Annotated in this window: 24 protein-coding genes and 1 pseudogene; 18 read left to right on the top strand and 7 right to left on the bottom strand. The window is 71.9% G+C overall.

Annotated elements, in window-relative coordinates; genetic code table 11:
* Positions 1 to 111: 111 nt before the first annotated feature.
* Positions 112 to 1518: a PQQ-dependent sugar dehydrogenase gene (locus tag O7627_RS05870; protein ID WP_278092473.1), complete on the bottom strand. Its 1407-nt coding sequence runs from the start codon at positions 1516 to 1518 to the stop codon at positions 112 to 114.
* Between the two features lie 312 nt (positions 1519 to 1830).
* Here O7627_RS05870 and O7627_RS05865 point away from each other — a divergent pair, with 312 nt between their 5' ends.
* The 6 genes from O7627_RS05865 to O7627_RS05840 are packed head-to-tail and all read left to right on the top strand — an operon-like array spanning position 1831 to position 8129.
* Positions 1831 to 3153, top strand: a complete 1323-nt coding sequence (locus O7627_RS05865; RefSeq protein WP_278092472.1) for a glycosyltransferase family 4 protein — start codon at positions 1831 to 1833, stop codon at positions 3151 to 3153.
* A 24-nt stretch (positions 3154 to 3177) separates the two neighbouring features.
* Positions 3178 to 4056: a hypothetical protein gene (locus O7627_RS05860; protein ID WP_278092471.1), complete on the top strand. Its 879-nt coding sequence runs from the start codon at positions 3178 to 3180 to the stop codon at positions 4054 to 4056.
* The gene (locus O7627_RS05855; RefSeq protein WP_278092470.1) at positions 4053 to 5414 is read left to right on the top strand and encodes an O-antigen ligase family protein; all 1362 of its coding nucleotides are present in this window, start codon (positions 4053 to 4055) and stop codon (positions 5412 to 5414) included. The genes O7627_RS05860 and O7627_RS05855 overlap by 4 nt, the downstream gene beginning before the upstream one ends.
* Complete coding sequence (locus tag O7627_RS05850; RefSeq protein ID WP_278092469.1) at positions 5411 to 6253, top strand: glycosyltransferase; 843 nt, start codon at positions 5411 to 5413, stop codon at positions 6251 to 6253. Before O7627_RS05855 ends, O7627_RS05850 begins: the two co-directional genes overlap by 4 nt.
* Positions 6247 to 7086 (top strand): glycosyltransferase, encoded by an 840-nt coding sequence (locus O7627_RS05845; protein ID WP_278092468.1) that lies wholly within the window; start codon positions 6247 to 6249, stop codon positions 7084 to 7086. The genes O7627_RS05850 and O7627_RS05845 overlap by 7 nt, the downstream gene beginning before the upstream one ends.
* Positions 7083 to 8129, top strand: coding sequence for a glycosyltransferase family 2 protein (locus O7627_RS05840; protein WP_278092467.1), 1047 nt, complete (start codon positions 7083 to 7085; stop codon positions 8127 to 8129). Before O7627_RS05845 ends, O7627_RS05840 begins: the two co-directional genes overlap by 4 nt.
* Here the strand turns inward: O7627_RS05840 and O7627_RS05835 are convergent.
* Both O7627_RS05835 and O7627_RS05830 read right to left on the bottom strand, forming a co-directional pair.
* Positions 8098 to 8859 (bottom strand): alpha/beta fold hydrolase, encoded by a 762-nt coding sequence (locus O7627_RS05835; RefSeq protein ID WP_278092466.1) that lies wholly within the window; start codon positions 8857 to 8859, stop codon positions 8098 to 8100. The genes O7627_RS05840 and O7627_RS05835 overlap by 32 nt on opposite strands.
* Positions 8860 to 8926: 67 nt before the next feature.
* A complete protein-coding gene (locus tag O7627_RS05830) occupies positions 8927 to 9253 on the bottom strand; it encodes a hypothetical protein (RefSeq protein WP_278092465.1) in 327 nt (108 codons plus the stop codon).
* 182 nt (positions 9254 to 9435) lie between these two features.
* Between O7627_RS05830 and O7627_RS05825 the strand changes: the two genes are divergently transcribed.
* The 4 genes from O7627_RS05825 (at position 9436) to O7627_RS05810 (ending at position 14050) form a co-directional block, all read left to right on the top strand.
* Positions 9436 to 10536: an Ig-like domain-containing protein gene (locus O7627_RS05825; protein ID WP_278092464.1), complete on the top strand. Its 1101-nt coding sequence runs from the start codon at positions 9436 to 9438 to the stop codon at positions 10534 to 10536.
* Positions 10537 to 10563: 27 nt separating this feature from the next.
* On the top strand, positions 10564 to 11682 hold the full coding sequence (locus O7627_RS05820) for an Ig-like domain-containing protein (RefSeq protein ID WP_278092463.1): 1119 nt from the start codon (positions 10564 to 10566) through the stop codon (positions 11680 to 11682).
* Positions 11683 to 11784: 102 nt separating this feature from the next.
* Positions 11785 to 12903, top strand: a complete 1119-nt coding sequence (locus O7627_RS05815; RefSeq protein ID WP_278092462.1) for a hypothetical protein — start codon at positions 11785 to 11787, stop codon at positions 12901 to 12903.
* Between the two features lie 43 nt (positions 12904 to 12946).
* On the top strand, positions 12947 to 14050 hold the full coding sequence (locus tag O7627_RS05810; protein WP_278092461.1) for an Ig-like domain-containing protein: 1104 nt from the start codon (positions 12947 to 12949) through the stop codon (positions 14048 to 14050).
* Between the two features lie 87 nt (positions 14051 to 14137).
* Here the strand turns inward: O7627_RS05810 and O7627_RS05805 are convergent, their stop codons facing one another.
* Positions 14138 to 15856, bottom strand: coding sequence for a 3-hydroxybutyryl-CoA dehydrogenase (locus tag O7627_RS05805; protein WP_278092460.1), 1719 nt, complete (start codon positions 15854 to 15856; stop codon positions 14138 to 14140).
* 126 nt (positions 15857 to 15982) lie between these two features.
* Positions 15983 to 16588 (bottom strand): FHA domain-containing protein, encoded by a 606-nt coding sequence (locus tag O7627_RS05800; RefSeq protein WP_278092459.1) that lies wholly within the window; start codon positions 16586 to 16588, stop codon positions 15983 to 15985.
* Between the two features lie 299 nt (positions 16589 to 16887).
* Here O7627_RS05800 and O7627_RS05795 point away from each other — a divergent pair, with 299 nt between their 5' ends.
* The 4 genes and pseudogenes from O7627_RS05795 to O7627_RS05780 form a co-directional block, all read left to right on the top strand.
* Positions 16888 to 18387 (top strand): aldehyde dehydrogenase family protein, encoded by a 1500-nt coding sequence (locus O7627_RS05795; protein WP_278092458.1) that lies wholly within the window; start codon positions 16888 to 16890, stop codon positions 18385 to 18387.
* Between the two features lie 36 nt (positions 18388 to 18423).
* Positions 18424 to 19086: a class I SAM-dependent methyltransferase gene (locus O7627_RS05790; protein WP_278092457.1), complete on the top strand. Its 663-nt coding sequence runs from the start codon at positions 18424 to 18426 to the stop codon at positions 19084 to 19086.
* Between the two features lie 13 nt (positions 19087 to 19099).
* Positions 19100 to 19261, top strand: coding sequence for a Scr1 family TA system antitoxin-like transcriptional regulator (locus O7627_RS05785; protein ID WP_347404702.1), 162 nt, complete (start codon positions 19100 to 19102; stop codon positions 19259 to 19261).
* A pseudogene (locus O7627_RS05780) lies at positions 19254 to 19403 on the top strand (DUF397 domain-containing protein); the annotation flags it as partial. The gene O7627_RS05785 and the pseudogene O7627_RS05780, both read left to right, overlap by 8 nt.
* A 133-nt stretch (positions 19404 to 19536) precedes the next feature.
* Here the strand turns inward: O7627_RS05780 and O7627_RS05775 are convergent.
* Complete coding sequence (locus tag O7627_RS05775) at positions 19537 to 20124, bottom strand: hypothetical protein (RefSeq protein ID WP_278098564.1); 588 nt, start codon at positions 20122 to 20124, stop codon at positions 19537 to 19539.
* 121 nt (positions 20125 to 20245) lie between these two features.
* Between O7627_RS05775 and O7627_RS05770 the strand changes: the two genes are divergently transcribed.
* Complete coding sequence (locus O7627_RS05770; RefSeq protein ID WP_278092456.1) at positions 20246 to 20491, top strand: AbrB/MazE/SpoVT family DNA-binding domain-containing protein; 246 nt, start codon at positions 20246 to 20248, stop codon at positions 20489 to 20491.
* On the top strand, positions 20488 to 20892 hold the full coding sequence (locus tag O7627_RS05765; protein WP_278092455.1) for a type II toxin-antitoxin system VapC family toxin: 405 nt from the start codon (positions 20488 to 20490) through the stop codon (positions 20890 to 20892). The genes O7627_RS05770 and O7627_RS05765 overlap by 4 nt, the downstream gene beginning before the upstream one ends.
* A gap of 168 nt (positions 20893 to 21060) precedes the next feature.
* Here the strand turns inward: O7627_RS05765 and nucS are convergent, their stop codons facing one another.
* Positions 21061 to 21720, bottom strand: a complete 660-nt coding sequence (nucS, locus tag O7627_RS05760; RefSeq protein ID WP_278092454.1) for an endonuclease NucS — start codon at positions 21718 to 21720, stop codon at positions 21061 to 21063.
* A 68-nt stretch (positions 21721 to 21788) separates the two neighbouring features.
* On the opposite strand from nucS, the gene O7627_RS05755 reads away from it, so the two are divergent.
* Positions 21789 to 22406, top strand: coding sequence for a DUF4126 domain-containing protein (locus O7627_RS05755; protein WP_278092453.1), 618 nt, complete (start codon positions 21789 to 21791; stop codon positions 22404 to 22406).
* A 436-nt stretch (positions 22407 to 22842) separates the two neighbouring features.
* The gene (locus tag O7627_RS05750) at positions 22843 to 23142 is read left to right on the top strand and encodes a DUF1540 domain-containing protein (protein ID WP_278092452.1); all 300 of its coding nucleotides are present in this window, start codon (positions 22843 to 22845) and stop codon (positions 23140 to 23142) included.
* The last annotated feature ends 1 nt before the right edge of the window (position 23143 follow it).

Below are 23143 nucleotides of genomic sequence, written 5' to 3'. Positions count from 1 at the left end.
GACTCGTCCGGGGGAGGAACGGGACCGGTTCCGGATGCCGACTGAAAGCGATCGTTGCCGACATCCGGCCATTCGTCCGATCTGGCCCATTGACCTGCTGGGTGCGTGGGGTCAGCGGTACTGGAGCCGGCGGATCGCGCCGCCGGCGAGGTCCACGTAGTACAGGTTGCGGTCCGGTCCCACCTGGAGGTCGACCGGCCGACCCACCGTGCTGCCCAACGGATCGATGTAGTTGAAGTTGGGTACCCCGCTGGCCCCGGGCCGGGCCGCCCAGACGCAGCGGCGCACCACGTCGGTGAAGAAGAGCGATCCGAAGAAGCGGGCCGGGTAGTGCCCGCCGCTGGCGGGGTAGAAGGCCAGGCCGCTGATCGCGCCGCGCGCCGTCGCGCAGCCGTCGCCGGCCCGCACCGGCTGACCGTGCCGGTAGCTGAACCGCGGCGCGGTCGCGGTGCCGGCGGCGTACAGGCTCGTGCAGAGGTTCAGGCCGATCGGCTGGTAGCTGGCCTGTGGGGCGCTCCCCTCGTAACAGGGCCAGCCGAAGTTGCGTAGCGGCCCGGCAACCGGGTCGGTCACCTGGTTGATCTCCTCCCAGTCCCGCCAACCCACGTCGCCGATCCAGAGCTCCGAGGTACCCGGGCGGAAGGTCCAGCGGTACGGCTGGCGCAGTCCGTACGCGACGATCCGGCGGGCGTTCGGGTCCGGGCTGCCGTACCCCGGGTTCGTCGACAGCGCCGCGCCGGTCGCCGGGTTGATCCGGATCACGGTCCCGGAGAGCCCGGTGGGGTCGGCCGGGGTGCGCAGGTCCTGGGCGCGCAGCGCGCCGCCCTCGGCGGTCGGCGGGGTCATCGCGCCGCCGACCGGCGCCGGCGGGTCGCCGCACGGGTTGCGCGGTGAGCCGGTCTGGCCGTAGTCGACGACGTCCCAGGCACCCTCGCCGCCGGTGACGTAGAGCGCGCCGTCCGGACCGAAGCCGACATCGCCGACGGAGTGGGTGTCGCCCTGGGTGCACCAGTCGTGGACCAGCACCTGTTCGGGGCCGGTCGCCACGTCGCCGTTGATCCGCAGCCGGGACACCCGGGCGCTGGTCCGGCAGTTGCCGGGCAACGTACAGGTGTCGTGGTAGGTCGGCGCCGGGCCGCCGATGACCCCGTCGTAGCTGTAGCTGAGGTACAGGTACGGGTCGGTCGGGAAGGTGGGCGCCAGGGCGAGGCCGAGCAGCCCGAAGTCGGCGAAGTCGTACACCTTGGGGCGCAGGTCGGCCACGACGGTGGCGGTGGTGCCGGTCAGCCCGCGGTAGACCAGGATGACGCCGTTCTTCTGGCCTACGAAGACCCGGCCGTCGCGGGCGAAGACCAGCTTCGTCGGCTGGGTCAGGCCCGAGAACACCACCCGGTCGGTGAAGTTGGGCGGTAGGGCCTGCGCCCGCGCGGTGTCGGCCGTCCCCGCCCCGGTCGGCCCGACGACGGCGAGGGTGAGCAGCGCGGACACCAGGCGTCTTGATTGCAGTCGCTGGAACATGACCGTCCTCCGATCTTGCGGAAGGTGCGGTCTAGGTGGGCTCCGCACCTGTTGTCCACAGTCGCGCGGGCCGTCGGACGGGCGCAGTCAACTGCCGGACCAGAGCGACTAAACCGGCACTACGTACTAATGAGACTGTTTCAATCAATCGACCGATTGGTCAGACGATCTGTAGCAATGTCGACAAGACTCGCGAATGATCGGACCGCGCATGCACTCTGAGTCAGCGCATCCGGTCGCTAGAGTGACCGTTTGCCCGGCGCGATGGACTCGCGCCGGTCCGATCGCGGGGCCGACGGACGGAGTGAGAGGGTGCCCGACCGACCACCGCACGTCGTCATCGTCGTGGTCAACCTGCCCGCCGAGCGGGACCGCCGGGTGATCCGGCAGTGCCGGGCCCTGGAGGAGGCGGGCTACCGGGTGACGGTGATCTGCCCGCGCGGGTCCGGCGACCCGGGCGTGCTGCCCGGCACCGAGCGCACCGCCGTCCGCCCGTTCCGCCAACCGTTCGCCGGCTCGGGGGTGCTCTCCTTCGCGGCCGAGTTCGCCTGGGCGCTGGTCGCCGTGACCGGCCGGCTGTTGGCGCTGATGCTGCGTACCCGGGTCGACGCCGTGCAGACCTGCAATCCGCCCGACGTGTTCTGGATCGTCGGCCTGCTGCTGCGGGCGGCCGGCCGGCCGTTCGTCTTCGACCACCACGACCTCAGCCCCGAGCTGTACGAGTGCAAGACCGACCGGCCGCGGCGGGGCGTACTGCGGTTGCTCCGGATCTTCGAGAAGCTCTCCTGGCGCTGTGCCTCCGCCGTGATCGCCACCAACCAGTCCTACCGCGACCTGGCGATCAGTCGGGGCGGGTGCGACCCCGACCGGGTCGTGGTGGTCCGCAACGGGCCGACCCTGGCCGAGGTCGGCGGTCCGCCCGGCACCTCCCCGCCGGCAGCCCGGCAGAACCCGGCTCCCCGGCAGAACCCGGCCCACCGCCCCGCGTCGGCGTGGCGGGGGTCGACCCCACCCCAGACCATCGTCTACCTCGGGGTGATCAACGAACAGGACCGGGTCGACCTCGCGGTGCTGGCCGCCGAACGACTCGTCGAGCTCCGCGGCGACGCCGACTGGCGGCTGGTGGTGGCCGGCGACGGGGAATGCCTGCCCCCGCTGCGCCGGCTCACCGAGGATCGCGGCCTCACCGACGTCGTCCGGTTCACCGGGTGGCTGGAGCCCGACCAGGTGAACAGCCTGCTGCACTCGGCGTCGATCGCGCTCCAGCCCGATCCGCCGACCCGGATGGCCGAGCTGTCGACGATGGCCAAGACGGTCGAGTACCTGGGCCGGGGCCTGCCGGTGGTCGCGGTCGACCTGCTGGAGACGCGCCGCACCGCCGGCGCGGCGGCGAGCTACGTGCCGACCGGCAGTCCCGACGAGCTCGCCGCCGAGCTGGACCGGCTCCTCGACGACCCGGACCGGCGGGCCGGGATGCGCGACATCGCCCGACGCAGATTCGCCGACCAGCTCGCCTGGGACCACCAGGCCCGGTCCTACATCGACCTGTGGAACCGCCTGATCAGACCGGACACCCCCGGCAACCAGCCGCCGACCCCGACGCCGATCGGCGACACCTCGGCGCTGACCACCTGAAACCCTCAAAGGACGGAACCCCCCATGGACTTTCTCGACCTGATCAGACTCATGTTCCGGCGGTGGTACGTGACCCTGCCGGTGGTGGTGGTGACCCTCGGCGCCGCCTACGCGGTCGGCTCGGCGATCCAGCCGGAGTACAAGACCTCGGTGGCCATCGTGCTCGTCCCGCCCACGGTGGCGGTCGCCGCGCCCGCCCCGGGCGAAAGTCCGCAGCCGGCCAATCCCTGGCTGCGGGTCGGTGAGAGCGCGATGGCCCAGGCGGTCCAGATCTCCACCTCCGCGCACGACGCCCGGTCGCGGGTGGCGGCCGCCGGTGGCGATCCCGGCTACCAGGTCGAACTGGTTCAGCGCAGTTCGATCCTGACCGTCGAGGTCGCCGCGGCGACCCGGGAGCAGGCGCTGGTCACCGTCGAGGCCACCACCCGGCTGATCAACGACGAGGTGGCCCGGCAGCAGGCGCCGTACGGCTCACGCGGTGGTGAGCAGATCACCACCCAGGTGCTGGACGCCGGCCTGAACATCACCCCGTCGCGCAGCAACGTGCTCCGGGTACAGATCACGATGGTCTGTCTCGGTCTGCTGCTCGCCGCCGGTGCCGCCGTCGGCTGGGACGCGATGACACGTCGCCGGGCCGCCGCCCGGACCGGCCAGCACCGGGGCGGCCCGGACGACCGCCCGGTCGACGACGACGGCCCGCGCGGAGCCGACCGGCGCGGCCAGGATGACAGCCGCGCCCAGGATGACAGCGGTCCCCACGGTGACCGCGGCGCGGACAGCCGGCCGGCGACCGCCGCCGACCACCCGACCGCCGGCAGCCAGCCCGCCGGCAGCCAGCCCGGGAGCCAGCCCGCCGGTGAACCGGGACGGCGGGAAACCGCACCGGCGGGCCGATCGGCGTGACCTCACCAGCCCTGTCGTTCCCGGTCGGGTCCGCGCCGGGGCGGGTCCACCCCGCTCCGGTCCAGCGGCCCGGCCGGGATGCGACGGTCGGGCTGGCGCTGGCCGTACTGCTGGCGTACCTGCTGCCGCACCGGCTGATCTTCCCGCCGCTGACGATCCTCGGCCGGCCGGCGGTCCTGGTGGGATTCGGGCTACTGGTCTGGTGGACGCTGACCCGGCTGCACCCCACCCTGGCCCGCCGGGGACCGCAGCCGATGCGCTGGGTGCTCACCGGTTACCTGGCCACCGTGGCCGCCTCGTACGCCGCCGGCCACGCCCGGGGTCTCAGCGCGCTGGAATCGGCCGGCGCGGACCGGACCGTGCTGATGGCCCTCGCCGCCGGCGGCGTCCTGCTCGCCGCCGCCGACGGCCTGGGCAGCCGGGACCGGATCGACACGGTGCTGCGGGTGTTCTGCTGGGGGTCCACCGCGATGGCGCTGATCGGGTTGAGCCAGTTCTCGCTCCGGATCAACCTGACCAACCACCTGCAACTCCCCCCGCTGTTGACCTTCCAACGCGACCAGATCGGCTTCAGCATCCGGGGCACCGGCGACCTGGTCCGGGTGGCCAGCACGACCGGCCACTACATCGAGTTCAGTCTGCTCATGGTCATCGGTCTGCTGGTGGCGATCCACTTCGCCCGGTTCTCCGACCACCGGCGGGACCGGCAGATCTACCTGACCCTGGCGATCATCCAGGCCGGCGTGATCCCGATCTCGCTCTCCCGCACCGGGGTGCTCGCGCTGGCCGCCGGCCTGCTGCTGTTGGTGCTGGTCTGGCCGCTGCGCACCACCTTCAACGTGCTGATCGTCGGCGCCGCGCTGGCGGCCCTGATCCAGGTCCTGCGGCCCGGCCTGCTGGCGACGCTGCGCGCCCTGCTGCTCGCCGGTGACCGGGACCCGAGCGTGGCCGGCCGGCTGGAGGACTACGACTACGCCGCGCCGTTCGTGCGGGACAGCCCGCTGCTCGGCCGCGGCGTCGGCACCTGGCTGCCGGAGCTCTACCAGATGCTGGACAACCAGTGGCTCGCCACCCTGATCACCGGGGGCCTGGTCGGGGTCGCCGGCCTCGCCTTCCTGCTGCTGGCCGGCGCGCTGGTCGCCGCCCGCGCCCGCCGCCGCCTGGCCGATCCCCGGGGCCGCGACCTGGCCGCCGTGCTGGCGGTCGCCATCGTCGTGCTCGGCATCGGCGCGCTCGCCTTCGACGCCCTCTACTACTCCACCTACCTGATCACCCTGCACCTGCTGCTCGGTCTGGCCGGCGCGCTGTGGCGGGTCACCCGGGCGGACCGGATCAACGACGACAGTGGGACGGCATGACCGGCATCGACATCCTGATGATCACGTACAACCGGCCGGAGTACGTCCGGCTCTCGCTGCCCCGGCTGCTGGACGGCTGCCCCCCGTACGCCCGGGTCTGGGTCTGGCACAACGGCACCGACCGGGCGACCCTGGACGCCGTCGAGGCGGTCCGCGACCATCCCCGGCTGCACCGCTTCCGGCACAGCCCGGTGAACGTCGGGCTGCGGGAGCCGACCAACTGGCTGTGGCGGGAGTCCACCGGGGACCTGGTCAGCAAGGTCGACGACGACTGCCTGCAGGACCCCGAGTGGCTGCCGACGCTGAGTCGGGCACACCGGGACGTGCCCGAGTTCGGGGTGATCGGCACCTGGCGGTTCCCGGACGAGGACGTCGACCCGGCGCTGACGGCGCGCAAGCTCGTCGCCTTCCCCGGCGGGCACGCGCTGCTGCGCAACCACTGGGTGCAGGGCAGCGGCTATCTGGCGAAACGGTCGGTGGTCGAGCAGGCCGGGCCGATCGCCGACGGCGAGTCGTTCACCTCCTGGTGCCTACGGACCGCCCGGCTCGGCTGGGTGAACGGCTGGTACCACCCGTTCCTGCGAGAGGACCACATGGACGACCCGCGCAGCCCCAACACGATCTACCGCACCGACGAGGACCTGATGGCCCGCCGCCCGCTGTCGGCCCGCAACACCGGGGTACGCACCATCGCCGAGTGGACCGAGCACATGCGGCACTCGGCCCGACTCGTCCAGGCGGCCTCGCTGGACCTGCGCGAGTACGAGGGCTGGCGGCTGCGCCGGCGGACCATCACCCGCCGGATCCGGTGGGCGCTGACCGGGCGGGCCCCGTGGTGATCAGTGTGGTGATCGCCGCGCACAACGAGGCGGCGGTGCTTCCCCGGTGTCTGCACGGTCTGCTGGACCGCGCCGAGCCGGGCGAGTTCGAGGTGGTGGTGGTGGCGAACGGCTGCACCGACGCGACCGCCGAGATCGCCCGCTCGTTCCCCGGCGTACGCGTGCTGGAGCTGGCGGCGGCGGGCAAGCCGGCGGCGCTGAACGCGGGCGACCGCGCGGTGGCCGCGTTTCCCCGGATCTACCTGGACGCCGACATCGTGCTCACCGCGCCGGCCGCCCGCGCGCTGGCCGCCGCGCTCGTCGAGGGCGGGTCGCTCGCGGTCGCTCCGCGCCGGTTGCTCGACACCACCGGCCGGCCGTTGCTGGTCCGGGCCTACTACGCGGTGAACGGGAGGCTGCCGGCGTTCCGGGACGCGCTGTTCGGCCGGGGTGCGATCGCGCTCGGCGCGGCCGGGCGGGCACGGTTCGCCGAGTTCCCGGACCAGCTCGCCGACGATCTGTTCCTGGACTCGCTCTTCCGGGCCGGGGAGAAGCGGGAGGTGCCGGCGGTGGCGACCGTGGTGGCCACCCCGCACCGCACCCGCGACCTGCTGCGCCGGTTGGGCCGGGTGCGGGCCGGCAACGCCGCGTTGCGTGGCACCGGCGGCCAGGTCCGCCGCTCCCGGCCGGCCTCCTGGCTGTTCGACGTGGTGCTGCCCCGGCCCTGGCTGCTGCCGGCCGGGGCCTGCTATCTGGCGCTGACGGTGGCGGCCGGGTGGGCCGCCCGCCGGCCGGCGACCCGCAGCGGTTGGGGCCGGGACGAGTCGTCCCGGCTGGCGGGCAGCCGGTGGTGACCCCGACGGTGAGCGTGGTCATGGTGTCGTACCAGACCCGCGAGTTGATCCTGCGGGCGCTCGCGGCGCTGCGGGCGAACTGCCCGGCCGACCGGTACGAGGTGATCGTCGTCGACAACGCCTCCGTGGACGGCTCGGCCGACGCGGTGGCCGCGGCCTTCCCGGCGGCCCAGGTGGTGCGGCTGGCCCGCAACGTCGGTTTCGGTCGGGCGGTGAACGTCGGTGCCGGGCGGGCCGCCGGCCGCTGGCTGCTGCTGCTCAACCCGGACACCGAGCCGGTCGGCGACCTGATCGGGCAGTTCGTCCGCTTCGCCAGCACCCATTCGGGGCACCGGATCTACGTGGGACGCACGCTGCGGCCGGACGGCACCGACGACGGCCGGTCGGTCTTCGGCTGGCCGACCCGGTGGGGCTACTTCTGTTTCGCCACCGGGCTCTCCACGGTGTTCCGCCGCTCCCGGCTGTTCAACCCGGAGGAGCTGCCGGGACTGAACCGGGCGGTGCCGGCCCGGGTGCCGGCCGGCTCGGGCTGCCTGCTGCTTGTCGACCGGGCGCTCTTCGCCGAGCTGGCCGGCTTCACCCCGGACTACTTCATGTACGGCGAGGACGTCGATCTCTGTTTCCGGGCCGCCCGGCTCGGGGCGGTGCCGGTGCTGGTCCCGCAGGCCCGGGTGCGGCACCACAATGGTGCCGCGTCGACGAGCGTCGACAAACGGATCATGCTGATGCGCGGCAAGACCACCTTCCTGCGGCTGAACTGGTCGCCGGGGCGGGCGCGGGCCGGGCGGGCGCTGCTGGCCGCCGGGATCGCGGCCCGGGCGGCCGGTGCCCGGCTGACCGGGCGGGCCGGCTACTGGCGGGCGGTCTGGACCGAGCGCCAGACCTGGTTGGCCGGCTGGCCGCCGGCCACCGACCTCGCCCCACTGGAGTTCGCCGAGCCGCTGGCGGACCCCGGCGGGCCACCCCCGGTCGCCGGCCGGCCGGGGCCGCCGGTTCCGCCGGCACCCGCCGTCAGCCAGCCGGGCGATCCGCGTACGCGCTGACGTCGCCGGTGGCCATCGGGCCGTCCCAGGTGGTCGGCAGCGGCAGGGGCACCGCCGGGTTGACCCGACGGACGATCTCGTCGAGCACCCGTTCGGCGTCGCCGACCCAGAGGTGCTTGGCGTCCGGCACGGCGACCACCTCGGCCTGCGGCACCACCGCGAACCGCTCGCGGGCCTGTGCCGGGCGCAGGTAGTCGTCGAACTCGGGCACCAGCGCGGTGAGCGGCTTGCCGGACTCCGCCCAGGTGGCCAGGTCGGCGTCGGTGCTGGACCGCAGCGGCGGCGAGAGCAGGATCGCCCCCGCCACGCCCGGGTCGCAGCCGTACCGCAGCGCCAGGTCGGTGCCGAACGACCAGCCGACCACCCAGATCCGGGGCAGCTCGGCGAACTCGGCGTACTCGATGGCGGCCGCCACGTCGTACTCCTCGGCGACCCCCTCGTCGAAGCTGCCCTGGCTGGTGCCCTGGACGCTGCTGGTGCCCCGGGTGTTGAACCGGAGCACCGCCAGGTCGGCCAGGGCCGGCAGCCGCCAGGCGGCCTTGCGGAACACGTGGCTGTCCATCATCCCGCCGTGGGTGGGCAGCGGGTGCAGGCAGACCAGGGTGGCCACCGGGTCGCGCTCGGCGGGCAGCGCCAGCTCGCCGATCAGGCGCAGGTGGTCGGCGGTGTGCAGTTCGATCTCCTGCCGGCGGGCGGGCAGGATCGAGGCGGCGCGGATGGCGGTGCTCACCGGACCAGTCTGGACCGGATCGCCACGTGGCGTCAGCCGGAGCCCGGCGAGCGTGACGAAGATCCCGTCAGCCGTAGCGGGGGGCGTTGCGGGACCGTTCGACGGCCGGGCCGCGCCGGTCCCGGGCCCGCCAGCAGCCGGTGTGCCAGTGCCGCCGGTCGGTGAGGTCGCCGCGCCCGTCCGCCGGCCAGGCGACCAGATGCGCCGTGCCGGCCGGGATCTCCTGCAGACAGCCGGGGCAGCGGTACGCCTTGGTCGCCGCGCCGCCGGGGATCGCCCGCACCTGCCACTCGCCGTCGGCCCAGCTCTGCACCGCGTCGACGCCGCGCCGGACCCGTTCGGCGTCGACCGGGTCGGCGCCGTCCGGACGCGGCCGATTACGACGGGGGCTCATGCGTTCCCAGCGTACGGGGTGGGCGACGGTCCGGTTCAGCCCGCGCCGAGCACGCCAGGAGACAGCGGAGAGCGTTTGTCGGATCACGGTCAGCAATATTCTCATTACCACAGAAGGGGTCTACGTTCGCGAATGTGTGCTGATCAGTACTAGTCGCTACACAAGGTGTGAAAGGAACGGCCATGAGGTGGAGTGGACGCATCGCGGTCGGAGTCATCCTGACGACACTCGGGACCCTCGGCGGGGTGGCACCGGTGTCGGCAGCCGAGCAGGGCGACCCCGTGCACGGCGACTTCAACAACGACGGCGTTCCCGACATCGCCTTTCTCGGCGTGATCGCCCCGGACCGGTGCTCGGTGATCGTCACCTACGGCCGGGAGCCGGGCGTCTACCTGCCCCCCGTCGCCTTCGCCTACCTGAACCCGGCCAGTGATGCGCCGAACGCCTGCCCGGACATCGGGGTCGGCTTCGACTGGGACGGCAGCCCGGGCGACGAACTCTGGGTCGGCTGGGCGGACGGTCCACCGCCGAGCCTCGACTACAACCGGCTGGTCCTCGACGACACCACCTTCCGGCCCATCGCCAGCTTCGCCTCCCCGGTCACCCCGGTCTTCCTGGGCATGGCGGACTTCACCGGTGATGGCGTACTCACCCCGTACACCTATGGCCTCGGCGGTTTCGCCACCGCGATCCGGCGCGGCGGCCAGGTGGTCCTCGGGCCCGAACGGTGGTGCTCGGTGGACACCCCGGAAGTCTTCGTGCGGGACTTCAACAACAACGGGGCGGCGGGCGCGCTCATCAGCTACACGCGCGGCTGCGACGACGACGGCAACGGCGTGGTGCTGTTGATCGACTCCGGCACCGTGCGCCGGCTCCAACACGACCCGACCGGGACGAAGACCTGGACCGCCAGCGTGGTCTACGCCAACGGCGACCGGTTCCCCGACGTGCGCACCACCGACTCGGCCAGCGACATCGACTACTTCCTCAACACCGGCAGCGGCACCGGGGAATTCGTCGCCTCGCCCAGCGCCACCACGGACGCGGTCTACCCGACCAACAGCCGGCGGCTGCTGATCGACGTGCTGGCCAACGACTGGGCGACTGACCAGGCCCGGCTCACCATCGTCACGCCGCCCGCCCACGGCCGGGTCCAGGTGCGCCCGGACCGTCAGCTCGTCTACGTCCCGGACGGCACCGTCCAACCGGACCGGTTCGTCTACGAACTGACCGAGGAGGGTCGCGTGAGCCGCGCCCCGGTCTACATCCGGCCTCGGATCTGAGGCTCCGTCGACCCATGGAGGAGCACCATGTGGCGCAAGCGCACGGCCCTGACCACCGCGAGCACGGTTCTGATCGCCGCGACCGCGGTGGTGCTCGGTCCGGCGGCCGCGGTCGCCGGCGGACGGGGTGATCCGATCCACGGCGACGTCGATGGCGACGGGTTACCCGATCGGGTCTATCTCGGCGTGATCCAACCCGACCTCTGCTCGGTGATCGTCGAGTACGGCCTCCCGGACGGCGGGTACCGAAACCCCCGCGCGTACGGGTATCTGAAGCCCGGCGGGACCGGCATCGCTACCCGCTGCCCCGACCTTGGCGTCGCGCTGGACCTCGACTGGGACGGAGTCGACAGTTTGGTGCTCGGCTGGTTCCCGGGTCCGCCCGCCACGCCGCCCGGCAATCTGATCATCCTCGGCCGGGATTTCATGCCGGCCGGCAGCCTGCCGGCGGCGATATTCCAACCGACCATGCTCGGCACCGACGATTTCAACGGCGACGGCCGACTGGACGTGTATGCCGTCACCGACCAGGGCGAGGGGTTCGAGACCCACCTCAACCTGGGCGACGGCCGGTTGACGCCGGGGCCGCAGCGGTGGTGCGCCGTGCCGCGGGGACACCTGCTGCGGGACCTCACCCACGACGGCGCCACCGAGGTCGTCATCCCGTACCTCCTACGCTGTGACGACTTCTCCAGCGGGGTGGTCGTCCTGCGCACCGATGGCTCGGTGATCGAACTCCACCACGACCCGCTCGGCGAGGATCACTGGGCCCTGGCGTTGGTCTACGCGGACGCGGACAACATCCTGGACCTCCGAACCACCTCCGAATTGACCGGCACCATCACCAGCTTCATCGGGGCCGGGGACGGAACCTTCGGCCCGACACCACGCGCGAACGGCGATTCGGTGACCCGCACCGGCGACCGCCGGATCCTCATCGACGTCCTCGCCAACGACCTGGCCTCCCGGGAGGCGCTGCTCGAGATCGTCGAGCCGCCGACCTACGGCCGCGCCCGGATCACCGCCGACCGCCAGGTCGCGTACACCCCCGACCCGGGCAGCCGGGCCACAGACCGGTTCACCTACCGCATAACCGAGAACGGCCGACAGAGCGTCACCTCCGTCTACGTCCGATACCGGGACTGACCAGACACCACCGGCGCTTGCCAGGGCGTCCAGCACCGGCGGGGCGACGTCAGCCGTGGCTGGGATGCCGGCAGGGTCCGGCGCGCGTCAAGGAGCAGAAAGATGTTGGAGATCCGCAGCACGACGCTTGCCATCGGGATCGCGGCTGTGATCCTCGCGGTGGGTTCGGCGCCCGTGCGCGCCGACGGCGGCCAGGGCGACCCACTGTACGGCGATCTGAACCACGACGGTGTCCTCGACCGGGTCACGGTCGTCGGTGTCGGGCCGGTCGGGCCGGGCCAGTGCGCGGTCCGGGTCGAACTGGGGCTGCCCGGTGGCGGCTACCAGGCTGCCCGGACCCACCCGTACCCGATGCCGGGCGGGACCGTCGGCTACTGCCCGGACATGGGGGTGATCGTCGACCTGGGCGGAGACGGCCGGGTGGAGATCGTGCTGGCCTGGTTCGATGGCCGCCCACCCGACGTCGACACCGACCTGCTGGTGCTGCGCGACTTCACCCCGGTCGGCGGTTTCGCGGGGATCTACCAGCCCAGTTTCATCCGGCTGGCCGACTTCAACGGTGACGGCCGGCAGGACGTCTACGAGTGGACCGACCAGGGCGAGGGGTTCCGCAGCTTCCTGAACACCGCCGACGGGCGGCTGGTCGCCGGCCCGGTCCGGTTCGCCGGGTTCTGCACCAGCGACCCGGACTTCGAGCTGGCCGACTTCAACCGCAGCGGCGGCCTCGGGCTGGCGATCGCCTACTTCGACCTCTGCGGCACCGGCAGCAGCGGGGTGGCCGTGGTCGGCTGCGACGGCACCCGGGTGGACCTGGAGTTCGACGAGTTCGGTGAGCAGTGGTGGGCGATGGACGTGGTGCAGGCGAATGACGACCTGTACCCCGACGTCCGGACCGTCAACGAGGTGACCGGCGAGGTGACCCACCACCTCAACCTCGGCAACGGCACCTTTGCCGAATCTCCCCGGGCGCTCCCGGACAAGGCGATAGCCGCCGTCAACGCCCCGACGGTCATCCCGGTCCTCGCCAACGACCGGGCCACCCGGGCCGCCACCGTAACCTTCGCCATGCCGCCGAAGTTTGGTCGGGTGACGGTGAACCCCGACCGGACCGTCTCGTACGTCCAACTCGCCCCGCACGACGGTGGGGACCGGTTCGTCTACCGGCTCAACCAGGACGGCAAGCGGCACACCACTTCGGTCTCCATCCGTTTCCCGACCTGACACCGCCGGCGGTCGGCGGCGACACTCGACTGAGGAGAAGTTCATGCGCGGACGCCTGGTGGCGGCGATGGTCGCCGCGACGTTGACGGCGGTGGTCGGGGTGGCGCCGGGCGCGGCAGCGGGTGGGCAGGGAGATCCGCTGCGCGGCGATGTGAACGGCGACGGGCTGGTCGACCGGGTGACGTTGGGTCGCGCCCCGGGCCAGTGCACGGTACGGGTGCGGCACGGCCAGCCCGGCGGCGGCTACGGCCCGGCGCGGACCCACGCCTACCCGCAGCCGAGCCCGACCGAGAGCTACTGCCCGGACCTCGGCGTCATCGTGGACCTGGGCGGTGACGGCGTGGTCGAACTGGTGCTGGGATGGTTCGCCGGACCCGACTCGGCGCTCGGGTACCAACTGCTGGTGCTGCGCGACTTCCAACCGGTTGGCGGGATCCGCAGCCGGGTCTACGCCCCCAGCGCCATCGAGACCGCCGACTTCGACGGCGACGGCCGGCAGGACGTCTACGCGTACTCCGACCAGGGTGGTGGTTTCATCAGCTTCCTGAACACCGCCGACGGCTGGTTGACCCCCGGTACGGCGGTGTTCGAACTCTGCGACCCTTTCGGCTTCGAGCTGGCCGACTTCAGCAACAACGGGGGACGCGACCTGCTCATCTGGTATACCGTCGGATGCTCCGGCGGGCTGGCCGGGGTGAGCGTCGTCGGCGGGCATGGCTACCGGATCGACCTGGAGCGGGCCAGCCCGCCCTGGTTGGACGAGTCCTGGACGGCCGACGCCCTGGACGCCAACGGCGACCGGGTGCCGGACGTCCGGACCGACAACCAGACCACCGGAGAGATCACCCACTTCCTCGGTACCCCCCACGGCGCCTTCTTCGTCGAATCGCCCCGGGCCGTCTTCGACCGACCCGTCGTCAGCCGCTCCCGACCGACCCGCATCCGGGTACTCGCCAACGACTTCGTCACCAGACAGGCCACCGTGACCATCATGAGCCAGCCCAAGTTCGGCACCGTCAGGTTGAACCCCGACCGCACCATCACCTACGTCCCGCGTGAGCCGGCCCACGGCGGCGACCGCTTCACCTACCGGGTCGACCAGGACGGCAAGCACCAGACCACCGCCGTCAGCATGTCGTTCAGCTGATCACCGGTTCGCCGTTGCCCGCCCGGCCAGCGGTCCCGGCCAACGGTTCCGGCCGGGCGCTCCCGGCGGGCGCTCCCGGCCGGGCCGTCAGCCGGCGGCGTGCTCGCGGAAGCCATGGCCGGAGATCCGGCCGAGGCGACCGACCGCCACCAACTGCGCGAGCAGTGGCACCGGCGCCAGCCCCGGCTCCCGTGACTCCCGGTAGAGGTCCCGCTGGATGGCCAGCGCGACGTCCAGTCCGACCGTGTCGAGCACCTCGAACGGCCCCATCGGGTAGCCACAGCCGAGCTTCATCGCGTGGTCGATGCCGTCGACGGTGGAGTAGCCGTCCGCCAGCATCCGTACCGCGTCGTTCAGGTACGGGAAGAGCAGCGCGTCGACCACGAAGCCGGCCCGGTCGCCGCAGACGACACCGGTCCGCCCCAGCCGGGCGCAGACCGCGCGGGCGGTCGACACGGTCTCCGGCGCGGTCCGGACGGTCCGGACGATCTCCACCAGTGGGACCTCCGTCACCGGATCGAGGAAGTGCAGCCCGACCACGTCGGCCGGTCGGCCGCTGGCCATCGCCAGGTCCACCACCGGCAGCCGGCCGGTCGGAGCGAACACCACCCCGGGCTTGCAGATCTCGTCGAGCCGGGCGAACAGCGCCTTGCGAACCGTCGGTTCCCCGGCCACCGCCTCGACCACCAGGTCGACATCGGCGAGCCGCCGCAACGCGGCGTCCTGGTCGGCCTCGTCGATCACCGCCACCACCTCGTAACCGGCCGCGGCGAAGACCTCGGCGATCCCCATCGCCCGGGCACCCGATCCGACCACGCCAACCACGGCCACGGTCCGCGCGGCAGCGCCGGCCGAGTCGACGGTGCCCGTCATGCCGGCAGTGCCGGCAGCGGCGCCGACGTCGGCCGGGGTGCGGTCGTCGGCGACGACGGCCGCCGAACCGGGCCGCTCGTAGGTGTAGAAACCGCGCCCGGACTTGCGGCCGAGCAGCCCGGCGGCGACCAGTTGCCGAAGCAGCGGCGCCGGGGAGTGCCGCCGGTCCCGGCCGCCGCGCCGGTACATGGTCTCCAGCACCTGGTACGCGGTGTCCAGGCCGATCAGGTCCAGCAGGGCGAGCGGTCCCATCGGCAGTCCGCAGCCGAGCTTCATCGCCGCGTCGAGGTCCTCCCGGCCGACGTAGCCCGACTCGTACATCGTCACGGCCTGGTTGAGGTAGCCGAAGAGCAGTGCGTTCGCGATGAAACCGGCCCGGTCGGCGATGGTGACGGCCACCTTGCCGAGCCGGTCACCCAGCGCTTCGACGTCGGTCACCACGGCCGGGGCGGTGACCACCGTGCGGACCACCTCGACCAGCCGCATCACCGGTGCCGGGTTGAAGAAGTGCATGCCGATGACCTGGTCGGGCCGGCCGGTGGCGACCGCGATGTCGGTGACGCTCAGCGAGGAGGTGTTGGTGGCCAGGATGGTGTCGGGCCGGCAGATCCGGTCCAGCTCTCCGAAGAGCTGCCGCTTGATCTCCAGCCGCTCCGGCACCGCCTCGATCACCAGGTCGACGTCGTCCAGCGCGGCCAGGCCGACCGCGAAGTCGATCCGGGCCAGCAGCGTGTCCCGGTCGGCGGCGGTGAGTTTGCCCCGGGCCACCGCCCGGTCGGCGGAACGGGTCAGCCGGGTCCGGCCGAGGTCCAGGGCGTCGGCGGCGATCTCGACCGCGACCACGTCGATGCCGTTGCGGGCGAAGACCTCGACGATGCCGGCCCCCATCGTGCCCAGCCCGACCACGCCGACCCTGGTGAACTCCCGTGCCACGGCTCCGACCTCCCATCGCTCCCCGGCGGTCACTGAACGACCGCTCAGGTCATGAGCGTGAGTCTGCCATGTGCCGGGTGCCGTGGTGGTCGGGCCGGCGGCGGGACCGCCGGCCCGACCGGCTGCTCACCAGATCAGGTACGCCCAGGCGAACCAGGCGACCATCGCCAGTACGCCGGCGACCGTGAGGACCGTCCGGCCGGACCGGGTGGTGTCCGGCATCACCTCGTCGAGGGTCATCGTGGGACCGCCCACCGACCGCAGCGCCGCACCGTTGCGCGCCGGCCGGGTCGTCCCGTGTTCCGGCCGACCCACCCCGCGGCCCGACCAGCGGTCCGCCCCGTCGTTCGGGCGGGCCGGCACCTGGTCCGTCGGGGCCGGCACGTAGTGCAGCGTGCCGATCGGATCGGTGGCGGCGGCCGCCGGGTCGAAGAACCGCAGGCCGACGTTGCCGATCCGGATCCGGTCGCCGTCGCGCAGCGCCCGGGCGTCGGTGATCCGCTCGCCGTTGAGCCAGGTCCCGTTCGTCGAGCCGGCGTCGGCCAGCATGACCCGGCCGTCCACGATCTCGACGGTCGCGTGTTTCCTACTGATTTTCCGGTCGTCGATCACGAAGTCGGCCGAGGCGTCCCGGCCGATCACCCGCAGCTCCGGACCGAGCCGGAAGCTGACCCCGTGGACCGGCCCGCTGACGACGGTCAGCACCGGTGACAGATCGTGTTCATTCCCCATCTGTGCTACCCGCTTTCCCCACCGGCGGCGGCTCCAGCCGCTCGGCACCCTGGGACAGCCTGCCAGCACCGGCGCGTTTTCCCCACGAACCAGCGGACGAGTTGGGCCGTCCGCCGGACAGTGTTGACCGCCGGGCGGGCCGGGCGCGGCCACCGTTCAGCCAGTAGCCGGGTGGCAACTTCCGGCAACCGTCCGGCGACGAAGGGTCAACCCGGGTGGGAGTTACGGGTGATCCGGGAGCCTACCGGTGAATGGGCTCGCACACTACCGCCCAGTAGTTTCGGGACTAGACTTCCGGCATGACGGCCACCCGCGTACCCGGCGTCCCGGTCATCGAGGACGGCGAGCTGATCTCGACGAACCCGGCCACCGGCGCACCGGTGGGCAGCTTCCCGGTGGCCGCCGCCGAGGACGTGACCCGGGCGGTGCAGCGGGCCGCCGAGGCGGCCGGGTGGTGGGCCGGGCTCGGCTTCGCCGGTCGCCGGCAGCGGCTGCTGCGCTGGCGGGCACTGCTGGCCAACCGGATCACCGAGATCGCCGACCTGTCCCACCGGGAGGGTGGCAAGCCGATCGCCGACGCGATCGTGGAGACCGCGTCGGCGGTCGAGCACATCGACTGGGCGGCCCGCCACGCGCGGCGGGTGCTCGGCCGGCGGCGCGTCCGCTCCCCGCTGGTGCTGGCCGAGTTCTCCGCCCACCTGGAATACCAGCCGTACGGGGTGGTCGGCGTGATCGGCCCGTGGAACTACCCGGTGCTGACCCCGCTGGGCTCGATCGCGTACGCCCTGGCGGCCGGCAACGCGGTCGTCTTCAAGCCCAGTGAGTACACCCCGGCGGTCGGCCAGTGGCTGGTCGACACCTTCGCCGAGGTGGTCGACGGGCGGCCCGTGCTGCAGGCGGTGCACGGGCTCGGCGAGACCGGGGCGGCGCTCTGCCGGTCCGGGGTCGGGAAGGTCGCCTTCACCGGTTCGCCGGCGACCGCCCGGAAGGTGATGGCGACCTGCGCCGAGTCGCTGACCCCGGTGCTGCTGGAGGCGGGCGGCAAGGACGCGATGATCGTCGACGGCGACGCGGACCTCGACGCGGCGGCCGACGCCTGCGTCTGGGGGGCGTTGACGAACGCCGGCCAGACCTGCATCGGCATCGAGCGGGCGTACGTCGTCGAGTCGGTGCACGACGAGTTCGTCGCCAAGGTGGTGCAGCGCGCCGGCCGGTTGACCGTGGGTGCCGGCGAGGGCGCCGACATCGGCCCGATCACCATGCCGAGCCAGCTCGACGTGATCCGGCGGCACATCGACGATGCCGTCGCCCGGGGCGGACGCGCGGTGCTCGGCGGTCCGGAGGCGGTGGCTCCGCCGTACGTGCGGCCGACGATCCTGGTCGACGTGCCGGAGGACGCCGCGGCCGTGCGGGAGGAGACCTTCGGGCCGACGTTGACGATCAGCCGGGTCGCCGACGCCGACGAGGCCGTGGCCCGCGCCAACGCGGTCGCGTACGGCCTGGGCGGGTCGGTTTTCGGTCGGCGGCGGGCGGTCGAGATCGCCGGCCGGATGCGGTCCGGGATGACCGCGATCAACTCGGTGCTCACCTTCGCCGGCATGTCGGCGCTGCCGTTCGGCGGCACCGGTGAGTCCGGCTTCGGCCGCATCCACGGTGCGGACGGGCTGCGCGAGTTCGCCCGGGCCAAGGCGGTGACCCGGCGGCGCGGCCCGTCGCTGCTGCCGACCACCACCTTCGACCGGACCCCGGCGCAGGTGGCCCGGATCGTCAAGGCAGTGAAAATTATCTACGGCAGGTAATCGCTTCATAACCGGTTGTTCTGTACCTTGCTAGGAATGGGTCTGCACGCGTTACGCACCCGCCTGGCCGACGGCGAGGACTCCTGGGGCGCCCGCCGCCGCCAGCAACGGGCCGGCTGGCTGGCCCAGACGTTCCCCGACCTGGCGCAGATGTCCATCATCGACCTGGGCGGCCGGGTGGACACCTGGTTGGCGGCGCCGGTCCGCCCCGCGCGCGTACACGTGGTCAATCTGGAGCCGGCGCCGGCCGACGTGCCGGACTGGGCCGAGGTGGACCACGGCGACGCCTGCGCTCTGCCGGCCCACCTGGCCGCCCGCCGCTACGACCTGGTCTTCTCCAATTCGGTGCTGGAACATGTCGGTGGGCACGAGCGCCGGGTCCGGTTCGCCGAGGCGGTGCACGCGCTCAGCGACGCGCACTGGGTGCAGACGCCGTACCGCTACTTCCCCATCGAGCCACACTGGATCGCCCCTGGCATGCAGTTCCTGCCGCTGGCCGCCCGCGCGTCGGTGGCCCGCCGCTGGCCGCTGGCGCACAGCCCGGCGAAGACCCGCGAGACCGCGCTACGCCAGGTGCTCTGGACCGAACTGGTCGACCGCACCCAGATGCGGCACTACTTCCCCGAGTCGCGCATCCGGGTCGAACGGCTCCTCGGCGTCCCCAAGTCGCTCATCGCGATCCGCACCCCGGCCGACTGACGGCCCGCCGCCGCTGGCCTATGTGGACACCCTCACCGGCGCCCTCTACCTGAGCAAGCCCGCCGAAGTCCACGCCTACGAACTCGCCTGGGGCGACCTCGAATCCCAGGCGCTCGACGAACCCACGTCGAGGAAACTGATCACCACGATCCTGGAGGCACTGACCCGTGACTGACCTCACCGGCGCCCGATGGCGCAAGAGCACCCGCAGCGGCAACGTCGGCGACTGCGTCGAGGTCGCAACCAACCTCCCCGACGTCGTCGCCGTCCGCGACAGCAAGGACCCCGCCGGCCCCACCCTCACCTTCACCCCCACCACCCCCACCCCGCCCGCTGACCCACCTGCCCTTCACGATCCAAAGGACATTGGGCACGGCCTGACGCCGTACGGCGTGCCCAATGTCCTTTGGATCTCGACTTTCGACCCCGTCGCCCGGTTGGGGCGGGAGGTCAGATCCAGTCGATGCCTCGGCGGACGACAAGCGCACCGGCGAGTAGGCCGACGACGATCATGGCAACCCCGGTCCAGGTACGCCCGACGCCCCACAGCCACGCGTCGCCGTATGGGCGGTCACCGGCCGGCACCTCTCCGGCGTACCTGTCGACCAGCTCCTGGACCTGTCGCAGCTCGTCGTTCGACAGGCCGTCGGATCCCAGCTCCCGGGCAAGGCCGGTGACCTGGGTCGCCTGTCCGTCCGTGAACCCGGTCAGGTTGACGCCGCCCGGCCCCGCCACCATCCCGTCCTGCACACACGACAGCGGCTTGCCGTTGGCAGCGCTGAGGACCAGACCGTTCGGCGGGCAGTCCTCCCCGGAGCGCCCGAAGATCACGACGTACGCGGCGTCGGCGTCGCGCTGCTCGATGATCCCTATCGGGACGAACAGCAACCCGAGGATCACCGCCAGGATTGCGCCGATGGCGCCAACGATGACCACCAATGCCCGCACAGGTTTCATCATGTACCCGGCAAGCTGCGGGCACCAGTCTGGCGGAAGCCGCGCGGGGTGACGGCACGACGCCACGGCCGGCGCGGGCACGAGCACCTCCGACCAGGACCCGCCCTCTCGGTGACCGATCGCTCGGGCCGCAGCGATACCCGCATGCGGAGCGAGACCGGATGCACTCTCGGCTTGGTTTGATCGATGGTATCTTCATACCATGAGAACTGCCATTGATGGGGCTGGCCGAGTCGTGATCCCCAAGGCGCTCCGGGACGCGCTCGGTCTGATACCAGGGCAGCCGCTCGACATCGTGTCGCGCGATGGGCGGCTGGAGATCGTGCCGGAGCCCACCCCGATGCGGCTTGTGGACGATGGGGATGGAGTGGCCGCCGTGGCAGATGTGGAGATGCCGCCCCTGAGTGCGGACCTGGTACGCGAAACCTTGGAGCAGGTCCGTCGATGATCGCCGTGGACTCAAGCGTCGCGATCGCGGGCTTTGCCAGCTGGCACGAGCAGCACGCGACCGCCCGAAAGGTCCTCGCCCGGTCACCTCGGTTGGTGGCCCACGCCGCGCTGGAAACCTACTCCGTACTCACCCGGCTGCCCGCGCCTCACCGGGCGCAGGCTGACATGGTCGGCGCATTCCTCACGGCCCGATTTCCGGACCAGCTCCTCTGCCTGCCGGACCACCAGTACCGGGAGCTGATCGCCCTTCTCGCCGAGCGGCAGATCCTGGGCGGCCGAATCTACGACGCCTTGATCGGGATGACTGCCGTTGCACACGGAGCCACTCTCGTCAGCCTCGATCATCGGGCTGCGCTGATGTACGAAGCAGTCGGTGTCAGCGTTGAACTACCGGGCTGACACCACCGCAGCGATCACCGGTCCGGCGAACCAGGCCATGGCAAGGAGTACCCGGGTGTCGGTCCACGCCGCCGCGTTCGAGGCGTCGATCGCCGTGGCCAGGAGCGTACGTGGGCGACCATGCGGCGAACGCGGTGCTGGCCGGAAGGCTGTCGCTCCCCTGACAGGTCAGAAGAGGGTCAGCTCGTCGCGTTCGATGCCGCGTAGCTTGTCGTAGTCGACGACCACGCAGCGGATGCCCCGGTCACCGGCGAGCACCCGGGCCTGCGGCTTGATCTCCTGCGCGGCGAACACCCCGGCCACCGGGGCGAGCAGCGGATCCCGGTTGAGCAGCTCCAGATAGCGGGTGAGCTGCTCGACCCCGTCGATCTCACCGCGCCGCTTCACCTCCACCGCCACGGTGCCCGCCTCGGCGTCCCGGCAGAGCAGGTCGACCGGGCCGATCGCCGTCATGTACTCCCGGCGTACCAGGGTATAGCCCTCGCCCAGGGTGGTCGGATTGGCCGCCAGCAACTCCTGCAGGTGCGCCTCGACGCCGTCCTTGCGCAGACCGGGATCGACCCCCAACTCGTACGAGGTGTCCTGGAAGATCTCCTCCAGGGTGATCCGCAGCTCCTCGCCGGCCTTGTTCACCACCCGCCAGACCCCGGGCGCCTCCTGCAGCTTGCACGGCGGGCTCATCCAGTTGAGCGGCTTGTACGCCCGGTCGTCGGCGTGGATCGACACCGACCCGTCCGCCTTCACCATCAGTAACCGGGTCGCCAACGGCAGGTGCGCCGAGAGTCGACCGACGTAGTCCACCGAGCATCGCGCTATCACCAACCGCACCGCACGAGGGTAGCGGAGCCGCCGATTGCCACCCGGCGCGACTGGCGCGTCGATGCGATGCTGATGTTGTGCTGGAGATCCTCACCGGAACCGGCCTCGCCGCGTCGGCGGGGCTCAACGCGTACATCCCGCTGCTCCTGATGGGCCTGCTCGCCCGCTACAGCGACCTGATCGACCTGCCGAGCGGCTGGCAGTGGCTCGGCAACGGCTGGGTGATCGCGATCCTGGCGGTGCTGTTCGTGATCGAGCTGGTCGCCGACAAGGTGCCGGTGGTCGACCACGTCAACGACGTGGTGCAGACGGTGGTCCGGCCGACCGCCGGCGGGCTGGCCTTCGGCGCCGGTTCCAGCTCGGAGACGGTCACGGTGAGCGACCCGGGCCAGTTCTTCTCGTCGAACCAGTGGGTGCCGATCGCCGCCGGGGTGGTGATCGCCCTCGGCGTACACGGGGTGAAGGCCGCCAGCCGGCCGGTGATCAACGCGGCCACCGCCGGGGTCGGCGCCCCGGTCGCGAGCACCGCCGAGGACGCCACCAGCATCGTCGTCTCGCTGATCGCGATCCTGCTGCCGGTGCTGGTGCTCGCGGTCCTGGTGGTCATGGTGCTGCTGGCAATCTGGCTGATCCGCCGAACCCGGACCCGCCGCCGCGAACGCGAGGCCGCCCGCGCCGCCGGCTTCCGGGTCTGACGCCGGCTCCGGAACCGGCAACCCTTCCCCGCCGGGCGGGCCGCAGCCTTACCCGACGGACGGCATTCCACGACGAACCGCCCGACGCTGGCGACGATGTATCCGGCTGCCGGATGTGAACGCGCCAGACGTTGTATACCGTTGAAGCAATATACAACCGAGTCATAATTATGCCGGAGAGGCATAACGCGACTTCCCTTTATGTTGTCCAGCCGCCGCTGAGCCGAGTGGTCGAATCCCGTCGGCCGGTCGGCGGAGCGCCGCGCGGCCCCGGCCCGCTCTGACACCATCGGCATCGGGTCCGTGGCCCGGACGTTCGCCGTGCTCAGGCTCTCGGCGGTACTGGCCGTCGTCTGAACTGCGAATACCGGCCTACCCGTAGCCGAAACTCCTTACTCTGTTCTTATCAGGCTTAACGTCGCAAAAGGGGGCTGTCATGACCGCGATGATGGAGATGCCACGGGTCCAGGAGTGCACCGTCACGGGGTGCTCGTACAACCACGACGGCTGCCGCGCCTTCGCGATCACCATCGGCAGCCTCAACCACGCGCACTGCGACACCTTCGTCGAGAGCCCCCTCAAGGGCGGCATCGACACGCTGGTCGCGCAGGTCGGCGCCTGCAAGCGGGACGACTGCCGGCACAACCTGGAGCTGGAGTGCCGGGCCCCGGCCATCACCGTCGCCGCCGGCCAGGACATGGCCGACTGCATGACGTACGAGCCGACGACGATCTGAC

Source organism: Solwaraspora sp. WMMD1047 (assembly GCF_029626155.1).
Taxonomy (GTDB): Bacteria; Actinomycetota; Actinomycetes; order Mycobacteriales; family Micromonosporaceae; genus WMMD1047.
Note: the sequence above shows the minus strand (reverse complement) of the source record. Positions and strands in the feature narration are given on the sequence as shown.

Excerpts from the sequence above, each read along its gene's own strand:
- O7627_RS05850 (WP_278092469.1), top strand. The coding sequence starts at position 5,411 with ATGACCGGCATCGACATCCTGATGATCACGTACAACCGGCCGGAGTAC.
- O7627_RS05790 (WP_278092457.1), top strand. The coding sequence starts at position 18,424 with ATGGGTCTGCACGCGTTACGCACCCGCCTGGCCGACGGCGAGGACTCC.
- O7627_RS05830 (WP_278092465.1), bottom strand. The coding sequence starts at position 9,253 with ATGAGCCCCCGTCGTAATCGGCCGCGTCCGGACGGCGCCGACCCGGTC.
- O7627_RS05860 (WP_278092471.1), top strand. The coding sequence starts at position 3,178 with ATGGACTTTCTCGACCTGATCAGACTCATGTTCCGGCGGTGGTACGTG.
- O7627_RS05770 (WP_278092456.1), top strand. The coding sequence starts at position 20,246 with ATGAGAACTGCCATTGATGGGGCTGGCCGAGTCGTGATCCCCAAGGCG.
- O7627_RS05810 (WP_278092461.1), top strand. The coding sequence starts at position 12,947 with ATGCGCGGACGCCTGGTGGCGGCGATGGTCGCCGCGACGTTGACGGCG.
- O7627_RS05825 (WP_278092464.1), top strand. The coding sequence starts at position 9,436 with ATGAGGTGGAGTGGACGCATCGCGGTCGGAGTCATCCTGACGACACTC.
- O7627_RS05820 (WP_278092463.1), top strand. The coding sequence starts at position 10,564 with ATGTGGCGCAAGCGCACGGCCCTGACCACCGCGAGCACGGTTCTGATC.
- O7627_RS05800 (WP_278092459.1), bottom strand. The coding sequence starts at position 16,588 with ATGGGGAATGAACACGATCTGTCACCGGTGCTGACCGTCGTCAGCGGG.
- O7627_RS05815 (WP_278092462.1), top strand. The coding sequence starts at position 11,785 with ATGTTGGAGATCCGCAGCACGACGCTTGCCATCGGGATCGCGGCTGTG.
- O7627_RS05795 (WP_278092458.1), top strand. The coding sequence starts at position 16,888 with ATGACGGCCACCCGCGTACCCGGCGTCCCGGTCATCGAGGACGGCGAG.
- O7627_RS05765 (WP_278092455.1), top strand. The coding sequence starts at position 20,488 with ATGATCGCCGTGGACTCAAGCGTCGCGATCGCGGGCTTTGCCAGCTGG.
- O7627_RS05870 (WP_278092473.1), bottom strand. The coding sequence starts at position 1,518 with ATGTTCCAGCGACTGCAATCAAGACGCCTGGTGTCCGCGCTGCTCACC.
- O7627_RS05750 (WP_278092452.1), top strand. The coding sequence starts at position 22,843 with ATGACCGCGATGATGGAGATGCCACGGGTCCAGGAGTGCACCGTCACG.